Raw genomic sequence first — 12,799 nt, forward strand, 5'->3', positions numbered from 1 at the left:
GGATGAGCGAACCGACCAAACCCGCGCCCGGCGTGCTGGCCACCCTTGCCGGCAGCGTGCTGGGCCTGATGCGCACGCATCTGGAGCTGTTCAGCCTGGAGTTCGAAGAAGAACGCGAGCGCCTGATCAGGGCGCTCGTACTCGGCGTGATCGGCGCCGGTGCCCTGCTGCTGTTTCTCGTCACGCTGACGCTGGCCGCTCTGCTGCTGACCCCACCGCCTCACCGCTGGCTTACCGCCCTGGTAGTCACCGCGCTGTATCTGCTGATCGCAGTGGTCGCGCTGCTGCGCGCGCGGCAGCACTACGCGGGCAGCCCGCCGCCATTCGCCGCCACCATCAACGAGCTGCGCAAGGATAGGGAACAGTTGCTGAAATGAGCCGGCACACCCGCCAACAGCATCGCGAGATGCGCAAACTGCTGCTGCAGATGCAGGCCGACGCCTATCGGCTCGAGATCAAGAGCCAGGCCGCCGTGCTGCGCGCGCCACTCGGCCAGACCCAGGCCGCCGGCCGCTGGCTGACGGCGCTGCGCAACCCGCTGCAGCTATTGACGCTAGCCGCACCGCTGCTTGCCGGCGGGCGCCTGGCCCAGGTGGCCAAGCTGCTGCCGCTCGCCGTCACCGCCTGGAAACTCGCCCAGGTACTGCGCAAGCACTTCCGTTCGGCTCGCCCCGCCGCAGCCGGCGAGCCAGCCCAAGACTGACCCCGGCGGCAGCGCCCGCCCCTCACAGCGGCCCGGCCCGGCCCTCGTCGCCGGCCTGCTCGTCGTCTTCCAGATAGGCCTGCAGCAGCGTCAGCGCCGTCGCCATCAGCACCGGGCCGAGCACCACGCCGAGAAAACCGAACACGGCGATGCCGCCGAGCAGCGAGATGAAGGTCAGCAACTCGTTCATCTCGGAGTGGCCAGACAGCAGGATGGGCCGCAACACATTATCCACCGAGCCGATCAACCCGAAACCGAGCACCAGCAGCGTGATCCCCGAGGCCATCTCGCCGGTGCCGAGCAGCCACAGCGCGGTGGGCAGCCAGACCAGCGCGGTGCCGATCGCCGGCAGCAAGGCGAGGAAGCACATCAAGAGCCCCCAGAACAAGGCGCCATGAATGCCGAGGATGAGGAAGATGATGCCGCCGATCGCCCCCTGCACCATCGCGACGATGAGGCTGGAGGTGACGCTGGCGAACACCAGGTCGCGCGTCTGATGGATCAGCCGCTCGCGGCGCAACGCCGAGAACGGCAGCAGCCGCCGCACGTAGTCGGTGATGACCGGCGCATCCTTGAGAAAGAAGAATAGCGCGAACAGCGTCACCATCAGGTCGACCAGCAGCATGGCGGCGTTGCCGATGAGCCCGGTCGCCTGCCCGGCCACGAACCCGGCCACGCGTTTGAGGCCGTCGCTGAGCATGCTCTTGAGCTCGGCCACGGGCGGCAGCGGTAGGTGCGATTGCGCCCAATCCCAGCCATGCGTGATGAAGCCCGGTATCGGCAAGGGCTGGCCACCGCCCAGGGCGGCCTGCACCACAGCCAGCCCCTGGAAGGCCTGCCGGCCGAGCTCGCCGGCAAACAGCAAGGCGGGCAGGATCAGCAGCAGCATCACCAGCAGGGTCGTCAGTATCGCCGCGCGCCTGGCCGGCATGCGCGCGAGCAGGCGCCGGTGGATGGGGAACACCGTCACCGCCAGCACCCCGGCCCAGGCCAGTGGCACCAGGAACGGCGCCAGCACCTGGTAGAGCAGGAAGTAGATCGCGCCGATGAAGGCGTAAAACACCACGCGGGTCAGGGCATAGTGCTGGGGATCGTTGATCACGGGGACTCCGTCTCGATAGGCAATGAGCGCCATTATTACCCATGGCGCCATGCTTGCGGCAGCGCTGCATCGCGCACCTTGCGCGGCGGCCGCCGGCCGTTGCTATACTGAGCCCATTCCAGGCCCAGCATATTGACGATGAAACTGATTGCCTCGCTCACCAGCCCCTACGCCCGCAAGATCCGCATCGTGCTCGCCGAACGCCATCAGCCCTTCGAGCTGGTGGTGGACATCCCGTGGAATGCCGACACCCATGTGCCCGACTACAACCCGCTGGGCAAGGTGCCGGCGCTGGTCGCCGATGATGGCAGCGTCTACGTCGACTCGCCGGTCATCGCGGAGTACATCGACGGCGTGCTGCGCAGCCCCTTGCTGATTCCCGCAGAGCGGGCCCAGGCGGTCAAGGTCAAGCTTATCGAAGCGCTGGCCGACGGCCTGATCGACGCCGCCGTCGCCGTCTTCCTCGAACGCAAACGCACGCCCGACCGCCAGGACGCAGAGTGGATCGCCCGCCAGCTAGGCAAGATCGACCTGGCGCTGGCCTCGCTGGCCAGACAGCTGGGCGGTGGCACCTGGTTTCACGAGCAGCACCTGACGCTGGCCGACATCGCCGTCGGCTGCGCACTGGGCTACCTCGCCTTCCGCTTCGCCGAGATTGGCTGGCGCAACCAGCATCCCGCACTGGCGGCCTTTTACGACCGATTGATGACGCGCGAATCCTTCCTTGCCAGCGCCCCTCCACACGCCTGACTCGCCCCCTGGCATGGACACCGCCGAGCAGGACGTCGCCGCTCGCGAACTGCTGTCGCTGAGCGGCAGCGTGGACAGGCTGCTCGACCAGCACAGCCGCGAACTACGCTTCCCCGCGCCGCTGGAGCAGCGCTTCGAGCAAGACACCGGTGCCGAACGCGGCAGGCGCTTCCAGATGCTCGGCCTGGTCGCCATGCTGCTCTACAACCTGTTCCTGTTCACCGACCGGGACATGCTGCCCGATGTCTATCTTACCGCCTGGAAGATCCGCCTGGGCGTCGTCACCCCGGCCATCCTGCTGGTGGTCTGGCTGATCGGGCAACCCCGTTTTGCCGCGCTGCGGGAAGCACTGGTGTCCCTGCTGCTGCTGCTGAGCACGGCCAGCATCGTGGTGATCTTCAGCCTCAGCTACCACAGCAACGCCACCTACTACCACATGGGCATCGTGCTGATCCTCATGTTCGGCAACATCGTCGTCCGGCTGCGCTTCTGGTACGCCCTGGTCGTGTGTGCGCTGACACAGCTGGTCTACAGCCTTGCGTTGATGCAGATCGGCCAGATGCCGGTGGAAGTGAAGCTGAACAACGGCGCCGTGCTGTTCGTCTCCATCGTCATCTCGCTGATCGCCAATTTCCAGATGGAGTACGACCTGCGGCGCGACTACCTGGTCGCGCTGCGCGAGCAGATCCGCAACCTCAAGCTGGCCTTTGCCAATGCCAAGCTCGAAGTCGCCAACGCGGAGCTGTCGCGCCTGTCCAGCATCGACCCGCTCACCGGCCTCGCCAACCGCCGCAGCTTCTCCGAGCGGCTGGAAATCGAATGGCGCCGGGCCTCGCGCGACGGGCAGCAACTGGCGCTGCTGTTCGTCGATGTCGATCACTTCAAGGCCTATAACGACACCTACGGCCATCAGGCAGGAGACGACTGCCTGGTCCGCGTCGCCAGCACCTTGAAGAACGCCCTGCACCGCCCGCACGATTTCCTGGCGCGCTTTGGCGGCGAGGAGTTCGTCGCACTCCTGCCCCAGACCGCCCTCGACGATGCCATGGTGGTGGCGGACCGCCTGTGCCTGTCCATCGCCGCCATGGGCCTGCCCCATAGCGGCTCGTCGGCCGCCCACCACGTCACAGTGAGCGTTGGCATGGCGGCGATGCCCCCCACCCAGGCGGCCAGCCCCGAGCAACTGATGGAAGCCGCCGACCAGGCGCTCTACCTCGCCAAGGGTGCCGGCCGCAATCAGGTAAAGGCCAGCGACGGCTGAAGCAAGGGCGCGACAGGTGCGGCCGGGAGTTCACAAACCGGCCGTTCGTTGCTAGAATCGCCGCCTCTGTCAGCTGTGTCTGGCAGGTGTTGCCGATGTAGCTCAGTTGGTAGAGCAGCGCATTCGTAATGCAACGCTCACAAACTGAAAAACACAAGCAAAATCAACAAGTTAAGCGCGCCGGTTGGCGCGCTTTTTCGTTTCTGGCACACTGGTGGCACAGTCTGAACAAACCGCCGCGACAGTCAGGGACACTCGAAACGATGCGCCGATGTGCCATCTCCACGCTGCTGGCGTAAGAGGAGCACGACATGGCAAGCATCAGAAAACGCATCAGCAGCAAAGGTAAGGTTTCTTACCACGTTCAAATTCGTATCAGCGGCCACCCGCCCTTGACTCAGACCTTCGACAAGAAGACTGACGCCGAGAACTGGGCAAAAAAGGCCGAATCCGAAATCAACGACGGCCGACTCCTGCCGCAAAAGGTAGCGCAAAAGCGCCTGATGAGCGAGCTTATCGAGGAATATCGGACGAACGTTCTGATTCCCTTGAAACCCAAGCGCGTGCGTGACCAAGGGCCGCAGCTCACTTGGTGGAAAGAAAAGCTCGGTCGCTACAACCTTCAAGACGTTTCGCCAGCCCTCATCGGGAAGTGCCGAGACGAGTTGCTTAGCCAACCGTTCGTCACCCCAACTGGCAAAGAGAAAAAGCGGACACCGGCCACGGTACTCCGCTACATGGCGCTCCTGTCCCACGTGTTCAATGTGGCGGTAAAAGAATGGGAATGGCTGGCAGAGTCGCCCATGTCGCGGGTCAAGAAGCCCAAGGTCAGCAACAACCGTATTCGGTATCTGTCCGCCGATGAACTGGAGCGCCTGCGCACGCAAGCCGCTCGATCTGAGAACCCGTACCTCCTGACCGTGTTGGAGGTGGCCGTGGGCACTGGCATGCGTTACAGCGAGATCATGACCTTGCGGTGGCGCAACGTGCTGTTTGAGGGCGATACGACTGCCCTGGTACTGCTCGAACAGACCAAGAACAGCGAGCCCCGAGGTGTACCGCTGGCCGGCAAGGCGTTTGAAACGGTTCGGGCCTTGCGCGACGCACACAAGAAGGCCAACCACGGCAAGGTCAACTCGGCCGCGTTGCTGTTCCCGAGTACGCGCACGAAGGATCGTCCGGTGCAGATGCGCAAGTCTTGGGAAACGGCGCTGGAACGTGCTGGCATTGAGCATTTCCGCTTCCACGATCTGCGCCACACCACGGCAAGCTATCTGGCGATGGAGGGTGCCACAGCCCCGGAAATCGCCGAAGTGCTGGGCCATAAAGACCTTCAGATGGTGAAGCGATACGCGCACCTGAGCAAAGCCCACATCTCCAAGGTGCTGGAAAAGATGCACCAGTCACGGCTTGGTGCTGCACCCGCGAAGCAGAAGGAGGTAGACGATGGCACGGCCTGACTGGACAAAGCCCGAGTCCTACCCCAAGACACCGGAGGCGTGGCCCTTCCGCGTCTGGGCGTGGGAGTTCTTGCGCCGAAACCCGGAGTTTCAGCGTCAATGCGATGAACTGGCCGAGGCCTCTGCGGGGGCCAAGCAGCGGATGGCACGCAGTTGGGGGCTGGGAGAGTTCAAGCTGTACAAGGAAGGGTATTTCAGCCCGAGCGGCTGCCTCTGGCTCAGCGAGGCGTTTCGGGAGTACGAAGCTGCCGAGAATGGAGACAAGGAATACCGGGTGGTGCTCAAGCAGCACGAGGTCGCCTTGGTGTTCGACCTCAGCAACGTGACGACGGCGGGGCAGTCAGCGATAGACGCGCAGTTGGGGGCCGCTCGCGAGGTCTTGCTGGACTACATGCGCGAATTCGGGCTGAAACCTGCTGATGTCCGCGTCAATCGCCGGGGCCTCTTCGAGGCGCTGCGTGTCTATGACGCGCTGACCTATGGCGGCGCTACCCCAACAGAGGCAGCGAAGGTGCTAGACCCTGATGCGTTTTCAGAGCGAGGCGATCCTGATGCCGCACGGAAAAAGGTGAATGATCTACGGCAGCGTGCCAAGTCATTGATCGAGGAAAAGGGCTATCTGAAACTCGTGTCTCGGGACTACATCGAAGACCGCGGCAAAACCGGCAAGACGTAGCCCCGAATGAGGGAACGATGTACCGTCAGCGAGGAACACGAAAGCCGGGCTTGGTTCGCTGAAAAACCGGCGTCGTGGAGACAGGCTTGGGCGGGCCTTTTCGGTTCGGCTCGCCCAAATCAATCTCCTCTGCTGGGCGGGATACTTCCCATGCGCCGTCCTCAACGTTGGCATCGCTCTCCTCACCAGCATACAGCGCAGACAACTTCCCGTTGGCTTTTGTCACCCCCTCCGGCGTGAATGTATGCGGTCGGAGCCAGTGCGCAATGCGAAAGCGGTTCTCGAAGGCGAGATGCTCGCTCAAGCCATCGACAGCGAGGATTTTGGCCTTCTCCCACGGAATGGTGATGTCAAACTGGCCGGCCTTGTAGATGTCCTGTTTGCAGGCTGAAAAGCGTTTGCTGCGGTTTACCTTATCGAGGTGCGAAAAATAAGGGTGTTCGTGCGGATCGTTCCCCGAAAAGTACCAGGCCAAGACCTCCGTATACGGCTTCAAAATATCAAGACTTTCGGGGGCAACGGTTTCACTGGCAAGCGGACGATCAAGCCGCAACGCCTTGCGCACGAATGCAAATACAGCCTTTGCCGGAGACTGTTCCCAGCCAGACGGGGTATTGCCTTTGTCAAACTGCCAGCTAGAGACAAGGCGATTGAACGTCCGCTTGCCATCAGGGCTTGGAATCCCTTTTCTGATAGTGCGCCCGTTCAAGACATATTCGATGCGCACCAGCAACGGGGCAACACTCACAAGCGAAGAACGGGCCTCTTCATCAGCCACCTCCAAAATGGTGTCCTTGGCCCCCACCCATTTGATATAGACGCGCAGCATCCCTTCGGGCAGGTGATTGGCGTAAACCGTCTCACGGTCGCAAGAGGTGACGGACTGTGCTTTTTCACCGTGAATGGCGTGGATGCGAAAGCTAATCGTCTTCAACAGCTCACGCGCCGCCTCCGGCGAATCGCAGTAGTAGAGAAAAGTGAACTCGGCATTCTGCATCTCAGCAGCGGCAATATTCAAAGGCTCACGCTGCCCAGACCAAAACCCGGCGCGTTTCAGATTCACATTCATGTTCTTGATGGTGGTTTGGACCAGCTCGAACGGGTTGTTGTGCAGGACGATATTAGTGCCGACAACAGTAGATGCAGCGGCTTCGATCTGAAGATCGACGGCCTCGCCATGATTGCCATCTCCTTTGCACTCAACCGAATAAGACACGTTCGGAAAGAGAGCCGAAGGCTCGGCCACCTTGATGGGGCCTTTACTCGATTCCGAATTTTCAGCTTTCACTGCGAACGCGGCGCGAATTGCCGCAGTCACATTCTTCAAAATAAAAATCACGCGATCAGACATTTTTGAACTCCAAGCGCGAAGCTGCCATGCTGGGGCATCTGGCCGTATGTCCGTAGCGGACGCGAAGGCCACGCAACCCACAACGGGGATACAGACCATCAAGTCTATAAGCTCCAAACTGGCAATCACATCATCAATCTCTAGGGCTACAAACTGGAGCTAGCGATTAATCAATGACGACATGGCAGCTTCGCTGGTTAATTAATGAGTGGTTTTTTCGGACTGGCCTAAACACCTTGCGACTGAGCCATCCATGCGGCGAACTTCTTTTCATCGAGAAAAACCCGGCGCTTATTGGGAATCCTCACAATCACGTCGAGGAAGCCATCGGGGACGTGAGGCTTCTTCTTGGTCGAACTCGCTTTCGACGGACGCTTCTTCACTCTGACGTAGGCTTCAGCCTGAAAAATCATGTGACGGATAGCCCCTTCCGTGAAAGGAAAGCGTTTCGCCGCCTGCGGGATAGTCAGCCAGCCCTTGGACAAAGCGAATGCGTTATCGCTTTCCTCCGAATCGTCCTTGCGAGCCTTGCGGCGCACCAAGCTATCTTTCGTCAGCGGCCGAATTTGGCGACTCACGATGAACGTGCCCACATTCTGTTTCAGAATGTCGTCACAAGCAGCGGTCAGCGTCTGCAATGCCGCCAAGCGAGCCCTTTCCAGCGTAAGACGCTCTCTGTCCGTCAACTCCTTACCTTTGAGATCCCTCACCATCAGCGGCCTCACGTCGGTATTAGGATCGGTCGCCATAAGATGGCTCAGCACCACCCCTCTGATGCCTTGATATTTGAGAATGGCGATCGGGGGGAGGTCAGTGTCTGGATACAGGGATTGACCAAAGATCGGGGGGATAGCCAGGGGTTTTTCAAATTTCATAGAACCTCCAAATAGGACTGAAAGCACCGTACTCTCAGTTAGGAGAATTCTTGGCTTTGCCCGTTTTTTTCGGTACCGGATTTAGCGCCCCCGCGCTACAGCCGATGTGCCCGCGCTGACACCGATCAGCACTGCGCCACGCCGGTTCGCGTCATGGTGTCGCCGCGCCTGCGACTCCGACAATTTCATGGCTATACATCGTTTACACGGGGTGCAAGATGCAGAAACTGACCAAGTGGGGCAACTCGGTGGGCTGCCGGATACCGTCTGCACTGATGGAGTCGGCGGGCCTTGCTGCTGGCGATTGGGTACGCATCCGTTTGAGGGATGACGGAACGATTCAGATCGTCCCGAAGAGATGCATTCCGGCTGACACGGCAGGTTCTGCCCAAACGCCGGAAGTTCCCGCAGAACCAGAGGCGGCGGAGTGGTGATCGCGCCGCCTCCGTCGCCTCAAAGCAAGGATTTCGTCCTGCGCTGATCCACCACGCGCAGGTAGCGTTGCAGGCTCTGCATCCCTCGATGTTTGGTGACCTGTGCTATCTCAGCCAATGGCATCTGAGCGGAGGCGGCGGAGGTCACGAATCCTGCCCGTGCGGAATGAGAGCTGTACTTGCTTTCGTCCAGACCGGCGAGTTTGACGGCATGCTTGACGATCCGACACACGGAGTCGGCGTGCAGCTTGTCATTTCCAACCTGATCGTGCTTGTTGACACTGCGGAATAGATAGCCGGTGGTGATTCCAGAAAGCGTGCGCCACTTCGCGATGGCCTTGACCGGGCATTTTGATCCTTGGGCATATGGAATGCTGACAACCAAGCCCTTGCCCGCCTGATCGATCTTGCTGCGCCTCAGAATCAAGTCGATCCCGAGTGAATGCTCGGTAATGTCCTCCACTCGCACGTTGATAGCAGAGCCGCGCCGCAAAGCTGCGCAGAACATCACCAGCAGTAAAGCCGCGTCTCTGGCTGCTCGCATTGGTTTCTGCCGTTCAACAGCGGCTAGCACCGACAGTAAATCATCCCGCACCAGTGGGGCGACGGTGCGCTGCGCCAATCCCAGCGTGCGGCCAATGCCTGAGAAAACCCTTTTGACTTGCGGATCATCCAGCGGCGACGGATAGCCGTTTTGGGTGACGAGTTTGAGAGCCACGTGAAATCTCCTTGGCAAAGCGCCGCCCTCCTTGCTGCGAAATCAGCATGGTTACGTTGTCCGGAAAGCGGCGGGGTTGGGGATGCGCAGCGAACGCTGCTGGTGCCGTCGTCAACTGGCGAGCCAGTTGGCGCGTTTTCAAAAGCTAACCGCCTAGCACAAATGGATCAACGTGCTGGTAACTTCGCCAGACACAAGCTTGGGGCCGCGCTCAATCCGCGGCCCGCCGAAACCGAAGGGAGGGAATTAGTGGATAGTGCCCGCGACAAACGCACCGGCGACATCATCGACGCAGAGCAGCTTTGGGATTTGGAAGTCGTGGACAAGGAAGCCTACGAGTGCCCCGGATGCGGCATTCAGGTCTTCCCGGCTTCGTACCGGAAGAACATCAACAAGAAGCGCCCGTACTTCACGCCGATGGACAACAAGCACATCCAGCCGTGCGGTGTCGATGGCGTGGAAAAGCTAGTCAAGAAGGCGAAGAGCGAGAAGGTCGGTACGCCCGAGGGCTTCCCCGTGCCATTTCCGAATCGACTTCGTTTTGATGAAGAGCGCCCGGTTACGGCTGGTGGGGATGTGACCGGCACTGGTGATGGCGCGGGCCGCACGCGAACCCGCGCCAACGGTGAGCGCAGCGCGGCGTATCACGGTCACACGGTCAAGACCATCCGGCCGGTTTGCCGCGTCTTCATGGACTTCCCAAACGACCGGGCACAGTTGCCGCTTGAAATTCCGGGTTGTCCCGGCACGACCTATGCGGGTGTGTTTCGTGGCCTTGGCTTCTTCGGGATCGAAGCGCAACAACCTCCGACGCGATTGTTCTGCGCTGCACTGCGTTGGGGCTCCGCAGTCGAGACGGATGTCTACATCGAGTGGGCATTGGATGCCGGCGAGTGGCCGAAGGGTGAGAAGCGCCCTACACGGTTCTACAAGGTTCGCGTGATGTGGGCTGAGTGGACCGACAGGCAGCGCAACACCTTGCGGGAGGAAATCGAGATCGCCAAAGATGCGGTGAAGGGCAAGACCGGTCAGCCGGAGAAGGCTTGGCTGTTCTTCGTTGGCACTCAAGACGCTGAGGACGCGACCTTGTTCACCGTGAACCGCTACCCCTTCATCTGCTGCCGCGTCGGCGAGATGATCTGGCCGCGCCGTTGACGGGAAGCAACAGCACAAAGGACTTCCACTCTCCAGCGAACTCTTGCTATACTGCGAGGCTGCACCGAACAAGGTTCGAGGCAACGCCGATGTAGCTCAGTTGGTAGAGCAACGCACTCGTAACGCGTAGGTCACCAGTTCGATCCCGGTCATCGGCACCAACTCCCGAAGGGGCTCTCCGTCAAAAGAGAGCCCCTTTCCTTTTGTGGCTCTGCTATGTCTGTCTCGACGCCCACGTACTCAACGGCTGACGGATTGATCCGCACGACTTCCCCGTGGCACACTCATGGCACAGCGGCTATGAAAACCTGCAATTCTGAGGGATAATGAAAACTTCAGTTGGTGCCGGAGGTCGTTGATTTCATTGATCCGGGCGAGTCCCAGATTATCACTGCCAACCCACTGAGGCTGATTCGTAATGCGAAGGTCGTAGGTTCGACTCCTATCATCGGCACCATCCCTTGCTTGCCCTGACAGCATTAAAAAAGCCGCTCAATGCGGCTTTTTGCTTTTTTACCCGACTCATCCCGCTCATCGAGGGGCCGGTGAGGCTCAGGGTTCCAGCGATTCCTCCACCGGCAGGATCGTGGTGCGCTTCACGCCTTCGAGCGCGAAACTCGATTTCACGTCGAGCACACCGGGCTGCTTGAGCACCTTGTCCATGACGAAGCGCGAGAAGTGCTGCAGGTCGGTCACCATCACGCGCAACAAATAATCCATTTCACCGGTCATCGAATAACACTCGGTCACTTCGGGCCAATCGCGCACGGCCTGCTTGAAGGTATCGGTCGAGCTCTCGGCGCGCTTGTCGAGCGATACGTTGACGAAGGCCAGCAGGCCGAAGCCGAGCTTCTCCGGATTGAGGATGGCGGTGTAGTGGTCGATCACGCCTGTCTCTTCGAGCCGCTGCAGGCGGCGCAGGCATGGGGATGGCGACAAGGCTACGCGCTTGGCCAGTTCTACGTTGGAGATGCGTCCGTATTGTTGGAGGACTTCAAGGATGCGGCGGTCGATTTTGTCGAGCCTGATTCGCTTTGACATTTAATTGCTCTTTGTATTGCATTATTAGGCAAACGTTGCTTATTTTAATGCAAAGACAACAACTTTTGAAATCAAATATCCGAGCTTTGAGCGTACGATGTCTGGCATAAGCCTGCCTGAGCGGGCACCCACCCAGATGGACGGAGATACGCATCATGACCACGTTGCAATTTGCACGCCCTCACGCCACGCCTGTATCCCTGTGGGATAACCCGACCGGCACCGACGGCTTCGAGTTCGTCGAATACACGGCCCCCGACCCCAAACTGCTCGACGCGCTGTTCACCCAGCTCGGTTTCAAGGCTGTCGCCCGCCACCGCTCGAAAGACGTCACGTTATACCGCCAGGGCGATATCAATTTCATCGTCAATGCGGAAAAGGAGAGCTTCGCGCAATCTTTCGCCCGCGTGCACGGCCCTTCCGCCTGCGCCATGGCGTTTCGCGTGGCCGATGCGAAAAAGGCCTTCGACCGCGCCATCAGCTTAGGTGCCGAGCCGCACAACCAGCAGTATGGCCCGATGGAGCTCAGCATCCCGGCGATCAAGGGTATCGGCGGCTGCCCGATCTACCTGGTTGACCGCTATGGCAGCCAGTCGATTTACGACGTGGATTTTATCCCGCTCGACGACTCCGGTGGCGATGTTCCTGGCGTCGGCCTCACCTATATCGATCACCTGACCCACAATGTGCACCGTGGCCGCATGCACGTGTGGTCGTCATTTTACGAGAAATTGTTCAACTTCAAGGAAGTGCGCTACTTCGATATCGAAGGCAAGCTCACCGGGCTGAAGTCGCAGGCAATGACGAGCCCCTGCGGCAAGATCCGCATCCCGATCAACGAATCGTCGGACGACAAGAGCCAGATCGAGGAATTCCTGCATGCCTATAATGGAGAAGGCATCCAGCACATTGCCTTGGGCACCAACGATATCCTCGCCACGATCGAGGGTTTGAAGGTGCGTGGCGTGAAGTTCCTCGACACCCCGGATACCTACTACGACATGGTCGACCAGCGCGTGGCGGGCCATGGTGAAGATGTCGAACGCTTACGCCAGAACCGCATCCTGATCGACGGCGCACCGTCACAAGGCCAGGGCTACCTGCTGCAGATCTTTACCGAAACCGTAATCGGGCCGATCTTCTTCGAGATCATCCAGCGCAAGGGCAACGAGGGCTTCGGCGAAGGCAATTTCAAGGCCCTGTTCGACTCGATCGAGCTCGACCAGATTCGTCGCGGTGTGCTCGACGACCCATCGACCAAGGCCGCCTGAGC

General features: G+C 60.3%; 14 protein-coding genes and 1 tRNA gene. 10 read left to right on the top strand and 5 right to left on the bottom strand.

What is annotated here, in order from left to right; genetic code table 11:
- Nucleotides 1-2 precede the first annotated feature (2 nt).
- Nucleotides 3-377: a phage holin family protein gene (locus tag ABWL39_RS03770; RefSeq protein ID WP_367787275.1), complete on the top strand. Its 375-nt coding sequence runs from the start codon at nt 3-5 to the stop codon at nt 375-377.
- A gap of 29 nt (nt 378-406) precedes the next feature.
- Nucleotides 407-703 carry a hypothetical protein gene (locus tag ABWL39_RS03775; RefSeq protein WP_367787276.1) on the top strand — a complete coding sequence of 99 codons (297 nt, stop codon included), beginning with the start codon at nt 407-409 and terminating at the stop codon, nt 701-703.
- A 22-nt stretch (nt 704-725) separates the two neighbouring features.
- Here ABWL39_RS03775 and ABWL39_RS03780 read toward each other — a convergent pair whose 3' ends face one another.
- Nucleotides 726-1,805, bottom strand: a complete 1,080-nt coding sequence (locus ABWL39_RS03780) for an AI-2E family transporter (protein WP_367787278.1) — start codon at nt 1,803-1,805, stop codon at nt 726-728.
- Nucleotides 1,806-1,943: 138 nt separating this feature from the next.
- Here ABWL39_RS03780 and ABWL39_RS03785 point away from each other — a divergent pair, with 138 nt between their 5' ends.
- The 4 genes from ABWL39_RS03785 (at nt 1,944) to ABWL39_RS03800 (ending at nt 5,952) form a co-directional block, all read left to right on the top strand.
- Nucleotides 1,944-2,555: a glutathione S-transferase gene (locus ABWL39_RS03785; RefSeq protein ID WP_367787280.1), complete on the top strand. Its 612-nt coding sequence runs from the start codon at nt 1,944-1,946 to the stop codon at nt 2,553-2,555.
- 13 nt (nt 2,556-2,568) lie between these two features.
- The gene (locus tag ABWL39_RS03790) at nt 2,569-3,816 is read left to right on the top strand and encodes a GGDEF domain-containing protein (RefSeq protein ID WP_367787282.1); all 1,248 of its coding nucleotides are present in this window, start codon (nt 2,569-2,571) and stop codon (nt 3,814-3,816) included.
- Nucleotides 3,817-4,127: 311 nt separating this feature from the next.
- Nucleotides 4,128-5,276, top strand: coding sequence for a tyrosine-type recombinase/integrase (locus ABWL39_RS03795; protein WP_367787284.1), 1,149 nt, complete (start codon nt 4,128-4,130; stop codon nt 5,274-5,276).
- Complete coding sequence (locus ABWL39_RS03800; protein WP_367787286.1) at nt 5,263-5,952, top strand: DUF6499 domain-containing protein; 690 nt, start codon at nt 5,263-5,265, stop codon at nt 5,950-5,952. Before ABWL39_RS03795 ends, ABWL39_RS03800 begins: the two co-directional genes overlap by 14 nt.
- A 25-nt stretch (nt 5,953-5,977) precedes the next feature.
- On the opposite strand, the gene ABWL39_RS03805 is transcribed toward ABWL39_RS03800, so the two are convergent.
- Nucleotides 5,978-7,303, bottom strand: coding sequence for a hypothetical protein (locus ABWL39_RS03805; protein WP_367787288.1), 1,326 nt, complete (start codon nt 7,301-7,303; stop codon nt 5,978-5,980).
- A gap of 227 nt (nt 7,304-7,530) precedes the next feature.
- A complete protein-coding gene (locus ABWL39_RS03810; protein ID WP_367787290.1) occupies nt 7,531-8,178 on the bottom strand; it encodes a hypothetical protein in 648 nt (215 codons plus the stop codon).
- A 218-nt stretch (nt 8,179-8,396) separates the two neighbouring features.
- Between ABWL39_RS03810 and ABWL39_RS03815 the strand changes: the two genes are divergently transcribed.
- Complete coding sequence (locus tag ABWL39_RS03815) at nt 8,397-8,612, top strand: AbrB/MazE/SpoVT family DNA-binding domain-containing protein (protein WP_367787292.1); 216 nt, start codon at nt 8,397-8,399, stop codon at nt 8,610-8,612.
- A gap of 19 nt (nt 8,613-8,631) precedes the next feature.
- Here ABWL39_RS03815 and ABWL39_RS03820 read toward each other — a convergent pair whose 3' ends face one another.
- The gene (locus tag ABWL39_RS03820) at nt 8,632-9,330 is read right to left on the bottom strand and encodes a site-specific integrase (protein ID WP_367787293.1); all 699 of its coding nucleotides are present in this window, start codon (nt 9,328-9,330) and stop codon (nt 8,632-8,634) included.
- On the opposite strand from ABWL39_RS03820, the gene ABWL39_RS03825 reads away from it, so the two are divergent.
- Nucleotides 9,331-10,485, top strand: coding sequence for a hypothetical protein (locus ABWL39_RS03825; RefSeq protein WP_367787295.1), 1,155 nt, complete (start codon nt 9,331-9,333; stop codon nt 10,483-10,485).
- Between the two features lie 85 nt (nt 10,486-10,570).
- A tRNA-Thr gene (locus tag ABWL39_RS03830) sits at nt 10,571-10,646 on the top strand.
- Nucleotides 10,647-11,037: 391 nt separating this feature from the next.
- Here the strand turns inward: ABWL39_RS03830 and ABWL39_RS03835 are convergent.
- Nucleotides 11,038-11,526, bottom strand: a complete 489-nt coding sequence (locus tag ABWL39_RS03835; protein WP_367787297.1) for an Lrp/AsnC family transcriptional regulator — start codon at nt 11,524-11,526, stop codon at nt 11,038-11,040.
- Nucleotides 11,527-11,681: 155 nt separating this feature from the next.
- Here ABWL39_RS03835 and hppD point away from each other — a divergent pair, with 155 nt between their 5' ends.
- Entirely contained in the window at nt 11,682-12,797 is a 1,116-nt protein-coding gene (gene hppD, locus ABWL39_RS03840) for a 4-hydroxyphenylpyruvate dioxygenase (RefSeq protein WP_367787298.1), read from the top strand.
- The last annotated feature ends 2 nt before the right edge of the window (nt 12,798-12,799 follow it).

This window comes from Chitinivorax sp. PXF-14 (genome assembly GCF_040812015.1).
In the GTDB taxonomy this organism is placed as follows: Bacteria; Pseudomonadota; Gammaproteobacteria; order Burkholderiales; family SCOH01; genus JBFNXJ01.